Annotated in this window: 20 protein-coding genes and 1 tRNA gene; 10 read left to right on the top strand and 11 right to left on the bottom strand. The window is 54.4% G+C overall.

Going from position 1 to position 16,359, the window contains the following annotated elements:
- The coding region (locus tag HEQ34_RS12845; protein ID WP_296201158.1) for a Flp family type IVb pilin at positions 1-161 on the bottom strand (161 nt) is incomplete at its 3' end.
- A 99-nt stretch (positions 162-260) separates the two neighbouring features.
- On the bottom strand, positions 261-437 hold the full coding sequence (locus HEQ34_RS14470; RefSeq protein WP_366934872.1) for a Flp family type IVb pilin: 177 nt from the start codon (positions 435-437) through the stop codon (positions 261-263).
- An 84-nt stretch (positions 438-521) separates the two neighbouring features.
- Between HEQ34_RS14470 and HEQ34_RS12850 the strand changes: the two genes are divergently transcribed.
- Positions 522-929: a (deoxy)nucleoside triphosphate pyrophosphohydrolase gene (locus tag HEQ34_RS12850; protein WP_296201107.1), complete on the top strand. Its 408-nt coding sequence runs from the start codon at positions 522-524 to the stop codon at positions 927-929.
- Here the strand turns inward: HEQ34_RS12850 and HEQ34_RS12855 are convergent.
- On the bottom strand, positions 926-1,786 hold the full coding sequence (locus HEQ34_RS12855; protein WP_296201109.1) for a methyltransferase domain-containing protein: 861 nt from the start codon (positions 1,784-1,786) through the stop codon (positions 926-928). The two genes, HEQ34_RS12850 and HEQ34_RS12855, sit on opposite strands and share 4 nt — an antisense overlap.
- Positions 1,787-1,856: 70 nt before the next feature.
- Between HEQ34_RS12855 and HEQ34_RS12860 the strand changes: the two genes are divergently transcribed.
- The 4 genes from HEQ34_RS12860 to HEQ34_RS12875 all read left to right on the top strand — a co-directional run bounded on the left by HEQ34_RS12860 (position 1,857) and on the right by HEQ34_RS12875 (position 3,498).
- Positions 1,857-2,597 carry a ComF family protein gene (locus tag HEQ34_RS12860; protein WP_296201111.1) on the top strand — a complete coding sequence of 247 codons (741 nt, stop codon included), beginning with the start codon at positions 1,857-1,859 and terminating at the stop codon, positions 2,595-2,597.
- A gap of 31 nt (positions 2,598-2,628) precedes the next feature.
- Positions 2,629-2,898: a glutaredoxin 3 gene (gene grxC / locus HEQ34_RS12865; protein ID WP_296201114.1), complete on the top strand. Its 270-nt coding sequence runs from the start codon at positions 2,629-2,631 to the stop codon at positions 2,896-2,898.
- Positions 2,898-3,386, top strand: a complete 489-nt coding sequence (locus tag HEQ34_RS12870; protein ID WP_296201115.1) for a DUF1178 family protein — start codon at positions 2,898-2,900, stop codon at positions 3,384-3,386. Before grxC ends, HEQ34_RS12870 begins: the two co-directional genes overlap by 1 nt.
- 35 nt (positions 3,387-3,421) lie before the next feature.
- Positions 3,422-3,498, top strand: a tRNA-Arg gene (locus HEQ34_RS12875).
- A gap of 177 nt (positions 3,499-3,675) precedes the next feature.
- Here HEQ34_RS12875 and HEQ34_RS12880 read toward each other — a convergent pair.
- The 8 genes from HEQ34_RS12880 to HEQ34_RS12915 all read right to left on the bottom strand — a co-directional run bounded on the left by HEQ34_RS12880 (position 3,676) and on the right by HEQ34_RS12915 (position 8,257).
- Positions 3,676-4,257: a hypothetical protein gene (locus tag HEQ34_RS12880; protein ID WP_296201117.1), complete on the bottom strand. Its 582-nt coding sequence runs from the start codon at positions 4,255-4,257 to the stop codon at positions 3,676-3,678.
- 234 nt (positions 4,258-4,491) lie between these two features.
- Positions 4,492-4,698 (bottom strand): transcriptional coactivator p15/PC4 family protein, encoded by a 207-nt coding sequence (locus HEQ34_RS12885; protein WP_296201118.1) that lies wholly within the window; start codon positions 4,696-4,698, stop codon positions 4,492-4,494.
- Positions 4,695-5,051, bottom strand: a complete 357-nt coding sequence (locus HEQ34_RS12890) for a hypothetical protein (RefSeq protein ID WP_296201121.1) — start codon at positions 5,049-5,051, stop codon at positions 4,695-4,697. Before HEQ34_RS12890 ends, HEQ34_RS12885 begins: the two co-directional genes overlap by 4 nt.
- The gene (locus HEQ34_RS12895) at positions 5,048-5,242 is read right to left on the bottom strand and encodes a DNA-binding protein (RefSeq protein WP_296201124.1); all 195 of its coding nucleotides are present in this window, start codon (positions 5,240-5,242) and stop codon (positions 5,048-5,050) included. Before HEQ34_RS12895 ends, HEQ34_RS12890 begins: the two co-directional genes overlap by 4 nt.
- A 118-nt stretch (positions 5,243-5,360) precedes the next feature.
- The gene (locus HEQ34_RS12900) at positions 5,361-6,236 is read right to left on the bottom strand and encodes a hypothetical protein (protein ID WP_296201126.1); all 876 of its coding nucleotides are present in this window, start codon (positions 6,234-6,236) and stop codon (positions 5,361-5,363) included.
- 22 nt (positions 6,237-6,258) lie between these two features.
- Entirely contained in the window at positions 6,259-6,618 is a 360-nt protein-coding gene (locus tag HEQ34_RS12905) for a type II toxin-antitoxin system HicB family antitoxin (RefSeq protein ID WP_296201129.1), read from the bottom strand.
- Entirely contained in the window at positions 6,615-6,869 is a 255-nt protein-coding gene (locus HEQ34_RS12910) for a type II toxin-antitoxin system HicA family toxin (protein WP_296201132.1), read from the bottom strand. The genes HEQ34_RS12905 and HEQ34_RS12910 overlap by 4 nt, the downstream gene beginning before the upstream one ends.
- Positions 6,870-6,940: 71 nt before the next feature.
- Positions 6,941-8,257: an integrase family protein gene (locus tag HEQ34_RS12915; protein WP_296201135.1), complete on the bottom strand. Its 1,317-nt coding sequence runs from the start codon at positions 8,255-8,257 to the stop codon at positions 6,941-6,943.
- An 847-nt stretch (positions 8,258-9,104) separates the two neighbouring features.
- On the opposite strand from HEQ34_RS12915, the gene HEQ34_RS12920 reads away from it, so the two are divergent.
- The 5 genes from HEQ34_RS12920 (at position 9,105) to HEQ34_RS12940 (ending at position 16,346) form a co-directional block, all read left to right on the top strand.
- The gene (locus HEQ34_RS12920) at positions 9,105-9,947 is read left to right on the top strand and encodes a DUF4915 domain-containing protein (protein WP_296201137.1); all 843 of its coding nucleotides are present in this window, start codon (positions 9,105-9,107) and stop codon (positions 9,945-9,947) included.
- Between the two features lie 200 nt (positions 9,948-10,147).
- Positions 10,148-10,753, top strand: coding sequence for a response regulator (locus tag HEQ34_RS12925; protein ID WP_296201148.1), 606 nt, complete (start codon positions 10,148-10,150; stop codon positions 10,751-10,753).
- Between the two features lie 696 nt (positions 10,754-11,449).
- Positions 11,450-12,904: a TolC family protein gene (locus tag HEQ34_RS12930; protein WP_296201149.1), complete on the top strand. Its 1,455-nt coding sequence runs from the start codon at positions 11,450-11,452 to the stop codon at positions 12,902-12,904.
- On the top strand, positions 12,898-15,135 hold the full coding sequence (locus HEQ34_RS12935) for an ATP-binding cassette domain-containing protein (RefSeq protein ID WP_296201151.1): 2,238 nt from the start codon (positions 12,898-12,900) through the stop codon (positions 15,133-15,135). The genes HEQ34_RS12930 and HEQ34_RS12935 overlap by 7 nt, the downstream gene beginning before the upstream one ends.
- 8 nt (positions 15,136-15,143) lie before the next feature.
- The gene (locus tag HEQ34_RS12940) at positions 15,144-16,346 is read left to right on the top strand and encodes an HlyD family efflux transporter periplasmic adaptor subunit (protein WP_296201153.1); all 1,203 of its coding nucleotides are present in this window, start codon (positions 15,144-15,146) and stop codon (positions 16,344-16,346) included.
- The last annotated feature ends 13 nt before the right edge of the window (positions 16,347-16,359 follow it).

Below are 16,359 nucleotides of genomic sequence, written 5' to 3' on the forward strand. Positions count from 1 at the left end.
GTTTCGAGCTTATCGCCTACATTGGTAAACGTACCCGACAGGTTCTCGCCAAGGCTCGTCATGGCCGTGATGGCGGCAACAGCGATCAAAGCGGCGATCAAGCCATATTCAATTGCGGTCGCGCCGTCTTCATTCTTGAAGAATTTTGTGCTAAATTTCATTTTTGGTCTCCAGTCTATTTTTATACCCCGGACGACTTCTTAAAAAAGTCGTCAAAGAATAAATAAATTAAAATAATTTATATTTAGTTAATGTGAAAATTAATTACTAGTTGCGACTATTTTATCGGATAATGTGTTCCAAATATCCGTATTATTTGTTGACACCTGTGTTAATGCTACAATTATTGTAATAACAATTAATGAAGCGATCAGACTATATTCTACTGCCGTCGCGCCCTGGTCGCATTTTTTGATGCAATGAATTAATTCCAACATGTTCGGTCTCACTTCATTCCCTGGTTGCGAGCATCGTTAAAATCTCACACACAAGTTAACAAATGCTTGCAGCGTGGTGGGAATATGGAAAATAGTCGGAGTATATTGTTTGTGGTGGCTGCCGCGTTGACTAACGAGAGCGGAGAGATTCTGCTGCAAAAGCGGCCCATGCATGCCCAAATGGGCGGTTTATGGGAATTCCCCGGCGGCAAAGTGGATGTTGGCGAATCGCCAGAAAACGCTCTTGTGCGAGAGCTTGAGGAGGAGCTTGGTATCATCGTTGCCGCGCAGGATTTGGTGCCCGAAACCTTCGCCAGCGAACCATTGGGCGAACGAAATCTTGTGCTTCTGCTTTATCGCTGCACCACATGGTTGGGTGTGCCCACCGCGATCTATGCGTCCGATATCCAATGGACTTTACCGCAAGACATGGCGGATTTGCCTATGCCGCCCGCCGATTATCCTCTGGTCCGCAAGTTGCTGGGGATTTAGCCCGCTTGATCCTTCGACAATATGTCCGCGAGCGAAACCTGCCCGCTGCCCCTTTTGGCGGGTCGGGGTTGGTTTTCGGACGGTGCCCATCCGCTCAAATAGATATGCGCAAAGCTTTCTGTAACCTTAGCTTTGGCATCGGCGCGGGCGGCAAAGGCATATTCAAGCCGTGTGGCTATGTCTTTGCCCAGATAGTTACGCGGTCCGGCAAGTGCATTGCCTATCCCAGCATCGCGTATATCTGACACAATCGAGCGCCAGTCACCATAACGTACGGCGGTAGTGTCCTGATCCGCGACAGGCAAAGAGAATCCAGCGCGAACGATGAGATCTGCTGCGCTGCGCAAGTCAATCTGTGGGTGGATATGCGGCGTCACCCGATCGGCATCCGCCTCCAGCAACATCGCTTTCAGCATAGCTAAGGTTCCAGCGCCGAACATATGGCCAAGGAACAATCCATCGGGCCGCAAGATACGGCGGATTTGAATAAGCGATCCGGGCAAGTCGTTGACGCTATCCAGCGTTCCTGCCGAAATCACCAGGTCAAAGCTGCCCGGCGTGAAGGGCAGGCGGTCTTCTTCCAACGCAACTGGCGCGTCACTCTCGGCCCCTTTGTCGCGGAGCGGGGCAAGCGTGCAGGGGACATTTGGCCGCAGGATTTGCGCTTGCCATCGTCCGATGGGCCCGATGATCAGGGCATGTTCGAACGTGCGCGTAACCGCAGACAGCCGCTCTGCTATATCTTGCGCGATATGGTGCCACAGGAAATCATCACCCGAACGCCCAGCGGCCCGCGCGCGCAGGGCATGACGGCGGCGGCGGTCAAAAATTTCCGGTGGATATAATTCATTGTTCATTTGCGCCCTTGTGCAGACCCAAGCTTTGTCCGACAAGTGCGATATGGCAAAAGGCAGCCACATTTTCCATATGATGTTGAATTGGGTTTTGCCCGAACGCTGCCCCTGTTGCGGCACTATTACCGCAGCGGGCGGCCCGTTCTGCGTCTCCTGCTGGCAAAAGCTGGAATTTATGGGGCCGCCTTGGTGTCGGGGATGCGCAGCCCCCTTTGACTTTGACCGTGGTGCGGACGCTTATTGCGCGGCCTGCATCGCAAACCCGCCCCGACATGACGGCATCCGGGCCGCCGTAAAATATGACGATCTATCGGCGCGCGTGGCGCTGCGGTTAAAATATGGTGGCAAAATCGGCTTAGCGCGTGTCATTGCGCAGCAATTGTTGCGCCATGTGCCGGACGAGACGGACCAAGTCATCATCACGCCCGTGCCGTTGCATTGGACACGGATCTGGTCGCGTAGCTTCAACCAGTCGGCGCTGATCGGCAAACAGCTCGCGGCCTTAACCGGCATCACCTTTGTGCCCGATATATTATTGCGGCATAAGCGCACGCCGAGCATGCGAGGTTTGGACCACAAACGCCGCAGACAGGCCGTGGGAAGCGCCTTTACCCTGCATCCAAAATATAAGGGCAAATTGAAAGGGCGCAAAATCATCCTGATCGACGACGTCCTGACCACGGGCGCAACCAGCGACGGCTGCGTCGCGGTGCTGAAACGTGGCGGCGCAGACTGGGTGCAGATATTCTGTTGGGCGCGTGCCTTGCGCAGCGGCAAGACGCAAGCCGACGCGGGGGTATCGTTCGACGCTTGACTTGCAGGACTGGGATCACCATTTCAGTTCTATGACAACAACAGTTGAAATCTACACCAAATTCGCTTGCCCTTATTGTGTGCGCGCCAAGCATCTTTTGGATGGCAAGGGCGTCAGTTATACCGAATATGACGTCACGATGGGCGGCGCAAAGCGCGCCGAGATGGTCGCACGTGCGCCGGGTGCACAAACCGTGCCGCAGATTTTCATCAATGACGTCGCGATTGGCGGGTCGGATGACTTGCGTGCGCTTGATGCCCAAGGAAAACTGGATAGCTTGCTGGGAGCCAGCGGCGCGTAATGATCACATTTGACCTGAACTGCAGCAACGGACACCAGTTCGAAGGCTGGTTCGCGTCCTCTGCCGATTTTGATGCGCAGAAATCCAGCGGTCTGCTCGCTTGCCCGGCGTGCAATGACGGCATGATTCAAAAGGCGCTGTCGGTGCCCAATGTGCCGCGCAAGGGCAACCAACGGCCCGCCCTTCTGCCTTCGGTAGCCCCCGCCGCAGTCGAAACGGTGGCGGATGCACCCGCAAATGCCATCCTGCCCCCGGCAATGGCGGAACTGGTTCAAAAATTGGCCCGCGCGCAATCCGAGATGCTGGATAACTCGCAATGGGTGGGCGGCAACTTCGCCGAAACCGCGCGCGCCATATATTATGGCGAAGAACCCGATCGCCTCATTCACGGTGAAACCAGCAGTGATGAGGCAAAGGCGTTGGTTGAAGAAGGCGTCGGCGTTGCGCCTTTGTTGTTTCCGGTCGTCCCGCCCTCGGCAAAAAATTGACCGTCCGATTGCGCGCAGCTATGACCGCGGGCGTTGCACCCATAGCTCAGCAGGATAGAGCATCAGATTCCTAATCTGGGGGCCACTGGTTCGAATCCAGTTGGGTGCACCATATATTTCAATGATTTGCTTAAATTTCTGAGGAAGGCAGTGGCTCGAATTCTAGATATGTAATCACTGTGTAAGCACCAAGAAAGATTTGGAGCGAAACTGAAACTTCTAACAATAACGTAGCCGGACGCCGCGACGCCTAAGGGATTTTGCGGTTCCTTACCGCTATGCGTGTCAATCAAGTGGCGGTTAGGACCCGCGTTTTGCTGCCGATGTTTTGCGACAATCCTGCGCGCTTACCAATGATTCGTCCGCCCGATTCCTGTCGGGGCAAACCCAGAGCAATAGCGTCGGCTGGTGCAACGCCTTTGCATATATAGGCCAACACCCTATCCAGATTTTGCAAATAGGCGGCTGGGGTCGTGGCATAGGCGTTAAGTGTGCCGCCGATGCGCTCACTCTTTATGGCCCTCGCTCGATATGGCCTACCCGTTGCCTTGCGCAGCCACCGCTGCCACATACGGCCAATTGGCAGGGCATCGGGGCAATGGCAAAGGATGTGGACATGGCTACCCTTGCTGCCGTTGCCAGTGTCATTTTCGCGCACCCACGCATACGAAATCACTTGCCCCTGCTTTCGTGTCCAGTCTGTCGCAAGTTTCATGATCTTGCCAATCGCCGTCGCTGCATCTGCATCGTTTAATCCGGCGCGCTCAAAGTGAATGGTGACGAAGCGATTGAAGGGCAGCCCGATTTTTCGCGCCTGATACGCGCCGCCAATAATTGCCTGTGCCTTTGCGAGTGTCAGGGAATTGCTCACTCTGTCAGCCCTGTTGCGCGCCCCGCCCCAGCCGGAAAGGGCATGTGTTGCGTCAACGTGCACTCACTCTTATCCTGATCTATAAAAGCAAGCGTCGTGCCAGTTTTGCCACTAGACGGCTTTCTGCGCTTTTTTTCGGGGCGCATGGGATAGGTTTGGACCATCGGTCGCAAGTTTCAAGTTTGCCGGAATGATGTGAGGGACAGCGCCGTAACACTGCCCCTCTGTTGCCCGTCAGCGCAGCCGGTGGGCTGCATCTGCAATGGCTTTAACAAAGGCGTCTACTTGCTCTACAGGCACTTGCAAGCCACCCCGTCCGGGCTTCATGCTGCCGTCATGGTGAGCGTAGTAAGGCCAGATACTCACCCGCGCATTGCCATTGAAGTTGGAAGATTCCACGCGCCATAGGTTTCCGCCAAATCGGATTTCGAGAACGATCATGCTGCACCACCAATTTTTTCGACATTGCAGGCAATGGAATAGTTGGCGGCTTGGCCTTTCCGCGTCTCAATTGCGATTCCAGCCGTTCGTAATGCAGCGATGGTGTCTGCCAGATTGGCAACCCATTGCAGCGTTGCGGCCCGATCAATCCCGGCCGGTCCAGCCGCGATAAGCCGGTCCAACACCAACGCCCGACCGCCTGTCAGCTTTATGACCCTGTCGCCAATGCGAAAGCGAATTGGCTTGCGATATTCGGTTGGCAAGGGGTAAATGGCGGGGCTGCCGATTGTCGAGATGGGCCCAACGGAGGCCGGTGCAACGGCCTCCGTCTTTGTTTCGAGACGGTCCATCATGCCGCCTCCTGCGAAGTGCTGGATACGCGGCGGGCGTCCAGCCAAGTTTGGACGTCGCGGGGATCGTAAGCGATCCTGCGACCTACCCGCAAAAATTTGGGACCTTCACCCGTCAAACGCCACTTCGCCAAAGTCCCTTCTATGATGCACAAATGCTGTGCTGTTTGTTTGGCATTTATCAATTCTGTCATGTTCAATCATCCTTACGTTGCGTTGAAGCAGCCCTAAGCATGACAAAGAATTTCATTCGCACCAGACTGGGACTGGTGCGCTGAGTGAACAAAACGAAGAAAAATTGGCGGCTTTTATTCAGCCAGCCCTTAGGCCGATTTTAGCACCAGCATTGATTGCAGCTTGGACCCGCCTTTGCAGATTTTTGCTTTTGGAAGGCTCCTTAAAGGCTGCATCGACAAATAATCGAATCATCTCCCACGGTGTGTCTACAGAGAGAGTGGCAGCCTTTGGTAGGTAAATTTGACGGACTTGTTCACCATCGGGGCGGCAGGACGTGAACCAATCCGCCAATATCATTGCCAATGCGACTTGTTTATCAGGAAGCCTCTTTGGCAGTTTTTCGTAGCCAATCATGCCATATTGAAAATAGCCTCTCCCTAAGTCTCTCCAGCCGTCATAGTATTCCGCAAGACCGTCCAGAGCCGCCAATGGATTCCGAGATGTTAGCCCGCTGGTCATGTTGTCCACCAAGTCTGGCAGCCATTGCTCCTGATTTTCATCGGAATAGTGCAGATACATTTGATGGAACAAATGAGTCAGCTTTTGAGGCGCGCCTAACTGAAACGGTGCTTTATCGAGTGCTTTGCGAAATACCCGAATAGCTTTTGTGAAATCAGCAACCTGTTCGCGTAGCTGCTTTTTATCAAATGCTCTGTTTTTTTCAGCATCCCAATCAATAGAGCGAGCTTCTTCGCAGGCCGCTATGAAACAGTCACGCGTCCAGAGAAATTTGCTGTTCTGCTCTTCGTGCCAATGGTGTTGATTGTTTTGAAAGAAATGGTCACGCGACATTTCAAGCGTCGCTTGACGATATCGGTCCGGAATTTCGCATTCGATACCGTCTGACATAGTCCAAAGCTGTGTGGTCGTTCGCCAACGCTGCTCGCCGTTTTCATCCAAGCACGGTGTGCCGTCCGGATTTACAAGCGGCCAATTTACGGTTTCCAACATTTCACCAGCAGCTTCCCGATCCTCAAACCGCCACCGCGCCGCCAGTCGTTGCGCGTGCCGCATCACGCAATACACCCGCTGCCCACGCATTCAGGCTTTGGCCTTTCAGCTTGGCGGCAAGGGCAGCTTGGGCATGAACCTCTGGATCGACGCGAAACATAAGCTTGCCAGAATAGGGCTTTTCGGGCGCTTTGCCGATTTTGGCGCATGTTTCGATATAGTCATCGACTGCCTCTTGAAAGGCGGCGATCAGGTCTTCGACGGTATCGGCATGAAAGCCAATGCCATCATTGATCCCGGCCAAACGGCCAAAGAAAATGCGGTCTTCGGCATCAAATTCGATTTTGGCGGTATAGCCGTTATAGCTCAAAATATCGCTCATGGTTTCACTCCTAACCTGACCAGATATGCCCGGGCGGCGCGCACCTGATATTGCTTGGCCTCTTTGGCGGGATGGGGACGGTGGAAAGCTTCTAGCATCCCGTCCTTTTCAAAACGCACCCGCGATCCGCTGCCTTCAATCACCCGGCAACCGACCGCGATCAGCAAATTCTCAATCGCCTTCCATTCCAGCGACGCCGAAACAGGATCAGCAAACACCGCCTTTAGCATCTTGGCCTGTTTGCTATTCATGCTAGCACTTTACGCTATCTTGAGATATTTGCAAGCATATTGTGATAGCGTGAATGCGTTGGAGTTGCAGCCTAGGCATCGCGGCGCAAAGGCACGACATTGCCCGTGCTTTCGGCTGGATTGAGTAATCCCTCAATATGCGTCCCCCATGCGTCCAGCGCGGCCCGCTTTTCCGGTCCCCAGCCGTGGCGCTGATACACGCCTGCAATCCCGCTACGGCTGCCCGATACGTGATTTAGCACCGCCTCTGTCACTTCAAAGCGGACGCCAAGCCGCTGTAGGCCCGTTGCCAGCGTCCGGCGGGCATCGTGCACCCGCCAAGGCTTGATTGTGACTGGAGCGGCCTCTGTGGTACCTTCTATGGCCAGTTCGGCCATGCGGGCGTCCAGCTTCGCCTTGGCCCTGCTATAGCCTGATACGGACGTTTTGCCGGTGGTCGTGAATACCAAACCGCTGCGCGGCCAATCGGTGCTGGCGTCCAATCCCCTGCCAGCCGCCCGATCCAGCGCGGCAATGGCCAGCCGGTTTAGCGGGATGATATTGGACGCATCATTTTTGGCCCGTTCCCTTGGCAACGTCCAAAGGCCCGCCGTGCGGTCCAGTTCGCTCCAATCCAGCCCTGCCACTTCGTCGCGCCGCTGCCCCGTTGCAAACAGCAATTCAAAGAGCGGTCCAAATGGATAGGCGATTGTTTGGGCGGCGCGGTAGGCCAGCGTCAATTCGGTATCGCTCAAAACTCTGTCGCGTGACTGGACAAGGGGCGGTGGTTCCATCCCCTCCAGTGGCGACCGTTTAATGTCGCCACGCGCCCGCGCCCAATTGAACAGCTTTCGCATGACGGCGAAGCAATTGCGGCGTACAGACGGTTGCGCGGCGTCGATCCTGTCAATCACCACCACTATATCGCGGCGGGTTATCTCTGGCAGGGGCTTGCGGTCTAGCACGGGCGAAACATGCAAACGCACAATCGATTCTGCAAAGCCGTAGCTGTCTGGTGTGTTCGGCTCGACGTGCATTTTCAGAAAGCGGGCGGCATAGGCAGCGAAGGCCAAATCGCGAGCCTCTTGAGCTTTTTCGTCCCGATCCTTTCTCTGGCCTGCCTCTGTTTCAAGGGGATCGATGTTGCGGCGCACCTGTTCTGCCAGTTCGATTGCACGCGCTCTCGCACTGTCGGGGGTGAATTCGCCATGCCGCCCGATGGTATAGCGCCGGACCGCTGCACCGCGCCCGCCAAGCCGATACTGGTAAACATAGGATTTTACGCCAGCCGGTGTGACGCGGACGCCAAAGCCTTTGATCGCACCATCCCCAGCATCCCAGAAGAACAGTTGCCCGCTGGCTGCTTTCAAGGCGTCAACCGCTCGTTTCGTAATGTAGCCCGTCGCCATTTCATATCCTGTGTAAGCACCGTGTAATCACCATAGTGCAATGTCAGGGAATGTCAAAATGTCTCGATACGTGAAATATGAGGCAAATCAGGCATTTTTGGAATATCAAGGAAGCCACGAGAAATGCCGAATATGCTATACCCTAAAATTCCTAATCTGGGGGCCACTGGTTCGAATCCAGTTGGGTGCACCAAGTTTTTCCGAAAAATCAGGTCAAGGATAGGTCGCCGCAGCGCAGGCTGGTGCCGATCGCGCCGCGCCGGTTAGCGCTGCGCTTCGCCGATAGACGGGATAGGCCCCAGCCTGCGCTGCGGCGACGGTGATAAGAGAGCACGTTTCTCCCAAACGTCATGCTGAACTCGTTTCAGCATCCATCGTGCCACATAGACCGTTTTCGGCTGATAAATGGACCCTGGAGCCGAAGGCTGGCAGAGCCAAAACAAGTTCAGGGTGACGGTAAGGAGGCAAAATGTCTAATCCCCCAGTCCCGCCGTCGCTCCAGCGCAGGCTGGAGCCTGTCGCGCTTGGCCAGTTAGCGCTGCGCTGGGGCGACCATCGGCTTTAAGCGCGATACGCATGCGTTCACGGCCAAATGTGATTTTCCGTCCATGACCTGCGCGCAACGACGCTTTTCCGCAGGCGAGCGCTGCCAAACGGGCGTTGCTCAGCAGGGTAGCGAACTTCAATTCGTAACGCACTGTAAATTACATGTTATGCTCTCAAAAATGACAGTTATTTATTTGGCATGACGTTAAAGAAATGTTAACCTTTTAGTGTATAACTAAAGATATGTCGGTTTCTTTAACATCAGCGGCCGTGGCGCATGCTTGGCCATAAGGTATGCATTTTGAATTATGTTAACCCCATAATGAATGTCGATGTCGCCAAGCAGGATGAGGTCACGACATTCCGCCAGTCGGACGAGCTGTCGGCGTTTCTTGCCGCGCAAGGCGTTTCGATCCTGTTTTCGTCTTATCAATCGGGCTTGCTATATACGCTTGGGCATACTGCCGAAGGCGACGGGGCGGTGCATCAGTTCGCCTTGGGTCAACCCTTGGATATATACCTCAATGATGGAACGAACGCGTCTGCGCTCTTTGCGACCGAGCTTCCGCACCACAGCTATCGCGGCCCTTGGCGGCCGCCCTTTATCCCGGCTTTGGCGGACGAGGACCGGTGCCAGATTAATGGTCTCGCGATGGAGGGCGGTCAGCCGGCCTATGTCAGTGCAATTATTCGTTCCGATACGATCGATGGCTGGCTGGACCGCGAATATCACGGCGGCGTGGTCATTGATGCACGCACCGGTAAGATTATTTGCGAGGGACTGTCAAAGCCACACGCGCCTCGCTTACACAAGGGCGATCTTTGGGTGCTTAATTCCGGCACAGGCGAACTTGGCGTGGTTGCGGGTGCCGCTTCGGGTAGGGGCACATTCGAGCCGCGCGTGTTTTGCCCAGGCTTTGCCCGCGAGCTGGTCATCTATAATGACTTTGCTTTTGTCGGCCTGTCCAAGCCGCGCTTCGGGACCGTGGAAGACGTTACCTTGCATCAAAAGCTGCGCGATGTTGAAAGCGAAGCTTGGTGCGGGGTCCAGATTATCGACCTGGCGAAAGGCGTCTGCACCGAGTGGTTCCGCATTGATGGTGCTGTTACGGAAATTTTCGACGTTGCGGTGATCAGGAGGTAGCGTGCCTGCCACACCCTATATAGCGATCGCGCCATAAAGCTTAAGTTGCGTCTCGTGATCCTTAATGCGGATATTTAGCGGCCATTAAGCGCGCAACATTTTGTAAAACGGTGTAATAACTCTACCATCTTCGAAGAATGCATTTGGTAGCGGGCAAACGCCTTGATATGCGACACAATGCAAACGGGATGCGGAGTGAAATGAGCGACTTCAACCGAAAAATTTATGTTGTTGATAACGACCTTGCGTTTCGCTCTTCGCTGGCGGTCATGTTGCGGTCGATAGACTATGACGTAGAATTGTTCGATGATGGTGAGGTATTTTTACTTGCCGCACAGGGCGGGCTTTCAGGTTGCATCGTCCTCGACGTACGACTGCGCGGTATTGGTGGCCTGGAAATTCAGCGAAGGCTGACTGAGATGGGAAGCGTCGCACCCGTGATCTTCATCACTGGCCATGGCGATGTTGAAATGGCCGTCAAGGCGATGAAAGCAAAAGCTGTCGATTTTCTAACCAAGCCCGTTCGCGAGCAGGATCTGTTGGACGCCATAAGCGTCGCCATGCAGGATTTGCGGCAGCGTGAACTCGAATTGCAACGACGCACGCAAAAACTGAGTCATGTCAATGCATTGTCGCCGCGAGAGCGAGAGATTTTCGTGGCACTTTGCAGTGGCAAACTCGCAAAGCAAATTGCGCATGAACTGGGCGTGTCAGAAGCAACAGTGAAAGTTCATCGTCGCAACCTGATGCAAAAGCTTGGCGTATCGTCGATTAGTCAGCTTATTCTGCAATTTGGCATCTGCTAAAACGGGAATAGGCTGGCAGCTTAGGGTTAGGACCACTGAAACTCACCTTCGCGGCGTCAAAATGGCGAGGGATTTGAACCATTTTGGTGTCGTTGGGACTTGACCTATTTTGTCCATTGCGGCGTTGCACTGAACAAAATGGCCTCCTACCTCGAGAGTTAATTTGATAGGTAGTGACCCTATTTTTGCTTTAGTTAAACTAGTGATAAGACGGCCACCGCACGGATATGTGATTGCTCTCTTGTGCTGCGTCTCAGTAGCTATAACGCGGCCTGTGTCGGGCGAGCCTTTTCTTCCTACAGGTGTTGGCCTCAAAAGACTGCTCCAATTTGGATAAACCTTTGGACAATGAACTAATCTATAAGATTAGTTATATATCCTAAAGTATATAACAAATTAACCTTTCGAACGAATTCTTCCCCAAAAAACTAGTTAATCTATCAATGGATTAGTTGTTTTTGAGGTGAATGAGGGCGAAGACGCCCCCGCTCTAGGTCGAAGGGTCTGATTAGAGTGTCATTCGATTGCATTGTTTTTCGCGCCGGGGTCCAAAATCATAGCCCAGATTTTGGAAGTAGAGAACTGAAGGGGGAATTTTTTTGCCGCTACTGTCGGCAATAAACATTCTGGTTACCGCGACGTATAGATCAATGCATTTCGATTGTTTTGATGCCCGGGGGGCTTTGGAGGGTTAAGTTGGTCCGAGTTTTTACGAAAGTTTTTCCGGCTGGGCTTAGTTTTTACGGTTCGGCCTGCTCTTTGCTCAGCCCCGTTTCTTTGTTCGGCGGTCTGTCTCAGGTGCGTCTACTTGCGCCGTTGCTCGGCGGGCTGGTTTTTTCCACACTCTGGGCGGCGCCAAGCGCTGTGGCCGCGCAGGTGGCGGCTGATGAAGCCGTAGCAGCGGACGAGGCTTTAGTAGCGGATGAGGCTGTAACAGCTGATGCTGTTGGAACAGAGGTCGCCACCGACGAAACCCAGCCTGCATGGACGTTCGAGCGGCTGGTAAGTGAAGTGGCGGCGCGAAACCCGCGTATTCGTTCGCAATCTGCCGCAGCCACGGCCGCAGGTTTTGATGTTGCCGCAGCGCGTTGGCAATTCTTCCCCGCCCCCGCAGTAGGGGTGGAGACCAGTGGAAAAGATCGTCAACTGATCGCCTCTGTCTCTCAGCCCATTTACAGTTTTGGAAGGCTGGAATCCGATCTTAAGGCCGCAAAGTCCCGTGCAAGCCTTGCGAATGTGCGGGTGGAAGAGGCGCAATATGTGCTGAGCTTTCGGGTGTTAGATTTGTTTGGGCAGCTGTTGTCAGCATCCCGATCCCTCGACGTGTTTCGCCAAGATTTGAACCGGTTGGGCGCATTGGAGGAGATGATCGGTCGCCGTGTGACAGCCGGCGTTTCTGCACCTGTGGATCTCAACCTCGTTCTGACCCGCATACGCCAGTCGGAAAATAATATCGTAAGCCTCACGGCGCGCCAGAACGCTGCGCTTGCTGGGTTAAGCGAACTTCTCGGTGCGCCTTTGACGATGCAAGACGTTGTCTTGCCAACGATGCTCGCACAGACATTGCCTGATGACCCCTCAGTCGCGCAGGATCCGGTTGAACAAAGCCTCAGCTACAGCCCTGTTCTGAAACGCGCGCGCGGCGATGTTGAAGTGGCAAACATCGACAGCGTACGCGCCCTCAATGCCATGAAACCAACGCTCTATGGCAAGTTTGAGCAGCGCATTGATAATGGGCGTTATGACACTTCTGCTTTTCCTGCCAGCCGTGTTCTATTTGGCCTGCAATATAGCTTCGGGTCTGGCTTGTCGTCTTTGTCACGCGTAGATGCGGCAAGGGCGCAGGCCGAAGGCGCCCAACTTTCTTTAGATGCGGCGCGGGAAGATATTCGGGCTTCTGTCCGCACCGACTTAGAAACGCGGGATGCTGCGTCTCGGCTGGTCGAATCCTTGCGCTTAAACCTCATGCTTCAGGAAGAGACTTTTGGATCTTACAACCGCCTTTTCCTTGCGGGGAAGCGCAGTTGGCTCGACCTTTTGAACGTCGTGCGCGAAGTCACAGAAAATGAGCGCGCTCTTGCGGATGCAGAAGTCCAATATCTCGTTGCAGACTATCGCCTGCAGCTCCAGACAGGCCAGATTATATGGTAGATGCCTCTGGAAGTGTCGGCTTAGTAACGATGATGGACGATGCGGACGACGATGGACTTCCGGTCGTCGTTTCATCGACCCGCGATGCGTCTTTTTCGCACGAAGGGCTCATATGGCTGAGCCAGCAACTCGTTTCCGCCGGTGTTACAGACTATCGGCTGTTGAGCCGGGATTCAGTTACGCTGGCCCGGCATTTTCTGTTGGAAGATGAACCTGATTTTCATCAGGTCGCACTTCTTGAGCTGTTCGAAAAACTGAACATTGAGGCAGGGGACTGGACGACAGAGCTGGCATCGATCGCGCTACCCGCGGTCGCCCTTATTCCTGACCATGGCTATGCCTTTGTGTACGCAGCAGGTGGTCCTGGTGAATGGCTAGTGGAAACGCGTGCTGGTCGCCAGCAATTCGGCTCGTGGCCTGCGGGAACACTGTTCTTGCCTGCATCGCCCGCCCGCAAAAAGGCTGCGCTACAAACTGCAGAGGAGTTGTTCGAGACAATATTGGGCAAGGATCGGGCTTGGGTACCCTTAGCCGCCGTTGCGACAACACTGAGTTCGATATTGTTATTGGCGACTTCGCTGTATTCGATGCAAGTCTATGACCGCGTCATTGGGCAGGGTGGCCTGTCAACTTTGATCGTCTTAACGGTCGGCGTTGTCATTGCGATTGTGGTCGAACTGGGACTGAAACTGGCGCGCTCGGCCATTATGGATCGGGCCATCAACGCGATTGATGTGGACGCCTCGGTTTCTGTCTACGCGCGACTGTTGTCGGTTCGCTTGGACCAAATGCCGCCAAGTCTTGGGACATTGGCGGCGCAGGTGCGTGGTTTTGAAACCGTACGTGCCTTTGCCCTGGCCAGAATTATCTATCTGGCAACGGACCTGCCCTTTGCCGTTTTCTTTCTGCTGATCATCTGGATGATTGGTGGATTTACCGTGGCTATGGTCCCGGCCATTGCCTTTGTGATTGCTGCTGCTGGCGGCCTTTCCCTGCGGCGCGCAATTGCCAGACATGCGACCAATGAAATGTCGGTCGCCAATATGCGCCAAGGTGTCCTTGTTGAAACGATTCAGTCCGCAGAATCGGTGAAGGCAGCGGGGGCAGGGTGGTTGCTGCAGGGCCGCTGGAACGCCCTATCGCGGGAAAGCGCTAATGAAACGATGAAGCTCAAGCAGCTCAATGATTATGCTGCGCATTTTTCCGGCCTCATGCAGCAGCTTAGCTATGTTTTACTTGTCGCCACTGGAGCCTATTTGGCCGTGGACGGCCGAACAATGACGGTAGGGGCGATTATCGCCTGTTCGATAATATCGGGTCGGGTCCTCGGTCCGGTCGCAGCTTTGCCGGGCCTGCTTGTACAGTGGGGTAATTCAAAAATTGCGCTCGACCATCTTGAGAAGCTGTTTGAACTTGAACGCGACAATCATGGAATTCTTCAGTCACTGTCTCCGACATTTGTTCAGGGTAAGCTTGAGGTCCGCAACGTTGAATTTGCTTGGCGGGGGCAGACAACACCCTTCGCGTTGAACGGCTTTACGGTTCAACCGGGCGAGCGGGTCGGAGTTATTGGATCGGTCGGGTCTGGGAAGAGCACGCTTTTGAAGCTTTTTGCCGGCGTTATAAAGGCGTCGAAGGGCGTGGTGTGCCTCGACGGCATGGATGTCCAGCATATCGCTTCGGATCGGCGGTCAGAGTTGATCGGATATTTGCCGCAGACCACGAGATTGATTAGCGGGACGTTGCGGCAAAACTTGACCCTTGGCCTCCCTTATGTCGCAGAAGATTTGCTGATGGCCGCGATCCAAACCACGGGACTGGCGGAACAGATTGCCGGACGTCCGGAAGGATTGGATGTCCGCATTTCGGAAGGCGGCGAGGGCCTGTCTGGCGGGCAAAAGCAGCTTGTGGCGCTCACGCGTCTGCTGTTGTGCCAGTCTTCACTGTGGCTGCTAGATGAACCGACATCGTCTATGGACGAAGGCACCGAGGAGCGGTGCCTTATGGCGCTGAAACAGCATGTTCGATCGGGCCAGACGCTTGTTCTCGTCACGCACAAAGCACGCTTGCTTGACCTTGTGGATCGGCTTGTCGTTTTAACCCCTCAAGGCGTCGCACTGGATGGTCCAAAGGACAAGGTTCTGGACGCGTTGCGTCAAAGAGCCGCTGCTGCACAGCAACAGCAGAGCGGCGTTGTCACCACCAGCTCAAATTTGCGCTCTTCTGTATAGGCACCATCATGAATATGATCGAACATCGTTCAAAATCCAAGCGCTCGAAGGCTGGCGGCCTTGGTTCGGCGCTGCGTAACCCGTCCCGTGCAGTTGTTATTGTGGTGTCATCGCTGTTGGCGATTTCGGCTATCATCCTATGGGCCGGATTTGCAGAGATTGATCAGCTCGTGCGCGCGCGCGGTCAGGTGATTGCGGTTGAGCGCACGCAGATGATCGAAGCCACCGATAATGGCGTGCTGGCCGAAATGTTTGTTCGCGAAGGGCAGATGGTCAAAAAGGGGCAACTGCTTGCGCGGTTGGACCAAAGCCGAGTCATGGCAGCCTATGACGATAGCCAGAATAAAGTAGCTGCGCTTAAGGCTGCGCTCGCAAGATTGCGTGCCGAAGTTTATGGTGAAGGCCTCACATTCCCACCTGAACTTGATGCGTGGCCCGTGTTTAAGGAAAACCAGAGGCAGTTGTTTCAGCGTCGACGTCAGGCGCTGCGCGAGGGCATTGGCGCGTTGGAAACAAACCGGAATCTTGCCGCGCAGGAATTGGCAATTTCCGAGCCGCTGCTGGCGTCCGGAGACGTCGGTCAGGCTGAAGTGATCCGTCTAAAGCGGTCTCGCGCCGAATTAGACGGTCAGATTGTTTCCTTGCGCAATCGCTTTTTTCAGGATGCCCAAGCCGAAATGGTGAAGGCAGAGGAAGATCTGGCCGCGCAAGAGGAATTGCTTCGCGAACGCACCGCTGTTTTGCAAATGACGGACTTGCGTGCACCGCTCGACGGGCAGGTGAAATCCATTGATGTCACCACCCCGGGTGCCGCAGTTCGGCAGGGTGAGCCTATCCTACAAATTCTTCCGACATCCGGAAATCTGATTGTGGAGGCTAAATATCTACCTACCGACGTTTCGTCGCTTCGGGTTGGTCTTCCGGCGACAGTGAAGCTCGATGCTTATGATTCCGGACTTTACGGCAGTCTTGAAGGCCGGGTGGACTATATCAGTCCGGACACGCTGACCGAGCCCGGCCCGCAGGGTTCGGAGACGGTTTATTATCGGGTTCTTGTACGCCTCGATCCAAAATTAAACGCAGCGAGCAAAGTGAAAATTAACGCTGGAATGACCGCGACCGTGGAAGTTCGCAGCCGGACGCGCACCGTCCTTAGTTACCTCACCACTCCAATAACGAAAACCTTATCCAACTCGCTTGGCGAACGTTGATAACGAATATCAG

Source organism: Sphingorhabdus sp. (genome assembly GCF_023910635.1).
Classification (GTDB): Bacteria; Pseudomonadota; Alphaproteobacteria; order Sphingomonadales; family Sphingomonadaceae; genus Sphingorhabdus_B.

What these genes read in the sequence shown, in the direction of transcription:
- HEQ34_RS14470 (WP_366934872.1), bottom strand. Translation starts at nt 437, where the DNA reads ATGTTGGAATTAATTCATTGCATCAAAAAATGCGACCAGGGCGCGACG.
- HEQ34_RS12850 (WP_296201107.1), top strand. Translation starts at nt 522, where the DNA reads ATGGAAAATAGTCGGAGTATATTGTTTGTGGTGGCTGCCGCGTTGACT.
- HEQ34_RS12855 (WP_296201109.1), bottom strand. Translation starts at nt 1,786, where the DNA reads ATGAACAATGAATTATATCCACCGGAAATTTTTGACCGCCGCCGCCGT.
- HEQ34_RS12860 (WP_296201111.1), top strand. Translation starts at nt 1,857, where the DNA reads ATGATGTTGAATTGGGTTTTGCCCGAACGCTGCCCCTGTTGCGGCACT.
- grxC (WP_296201114.1), top strand. Translation starts at nt 2,629, where the DNA reads ATGACAACAACAGTTGAAATCTACACCAAATTCGCTTGCCCTTATTGT.
- HEQ34_RS12870 (WP_296201115.1), top strand. Translation starts at nt 2,898, where the DNA reads ATGATCACATTTGACCTGAACTGCAGCAACGGACACCAGTTCGAAGGC.
- HEQ34_RS12885 (WP_296201118.1), bottom strand. Translation starts at nt 4,698, where the DNA reads ATGATCGTTCTCGAAATCCGATTTGGCGGAAACCTATGGCGCGTGGAA.
- HEQ34_RS12890 (WP_296201121.1), bottom strand. Translation starts at nt 5,051, where the DNA reads ATGATGGACCGTCTCGAAACAAAGACGGAGGCCGTTGCACCGGCCTCC.
- HEQ34_RS12895 (WP_296201124.1), bottom strand. Translation starts at nt 5,242, where the DNA reads ATGACAGAATTGATAAATGCCAAACAAACAGCACAGCATTTGTGCATC.
- HEQ34_RS12900 (WP_296201126.1), bottom strand. Translation starts at nt 6,236, where the DNA reads ATGTTGGAAACCGTAAATTGGCCGCTTGTAAATCCGGACGGCACACCG.
- HEQ34_RS12905 (WP_296201129.1), bottom strand. Translation starts at nt 6,618, where the DNA reads ATGAGCGATATTTTGAGCTATAACGGCTATACCGCCAAAATCGAATTT.
- HEQ34_RS12910 (WP_296201132.1), bottom strand. Translation starts at nt 6,869, where the DNA reads ATGAATAGCAAACAGGCCAAGATGCTAAAGGCGGTGTTTGCTGATCCT.
- HEQ34_RS12915 (WP_296201135.1), bottom strand. Translation starts at nt 8,257, where the DNA reads ATGGCGACGGGCTACATTACGAAACGAGCGGTTGACGCCTTGAAAGCA.
- HEQ34_RS12925 (WP_296201148.1), top strand. Translation starts at nt 10,148, where the DNA reads ATGAGCGACTTCAACCGAAAAATTTATGTTGTTGATAACGACCTTGCG.
- HEQ34_RS12935 (WP_296201151.1), top strand. Translation starts at nt 12,898, where the DNA reads ATGGTAGATGCCTCTGGAAGTGTCGGCTTAGTAACGATGATGGACGAT.
- HEQ34_RS12940 (WP_296201153.1), top strand. Translation starts at nt 15,144, where the DNA reads ATGAATATGATCGAACATCGTTCAAAATCCAAGCGCTCGAAGGCTGGC.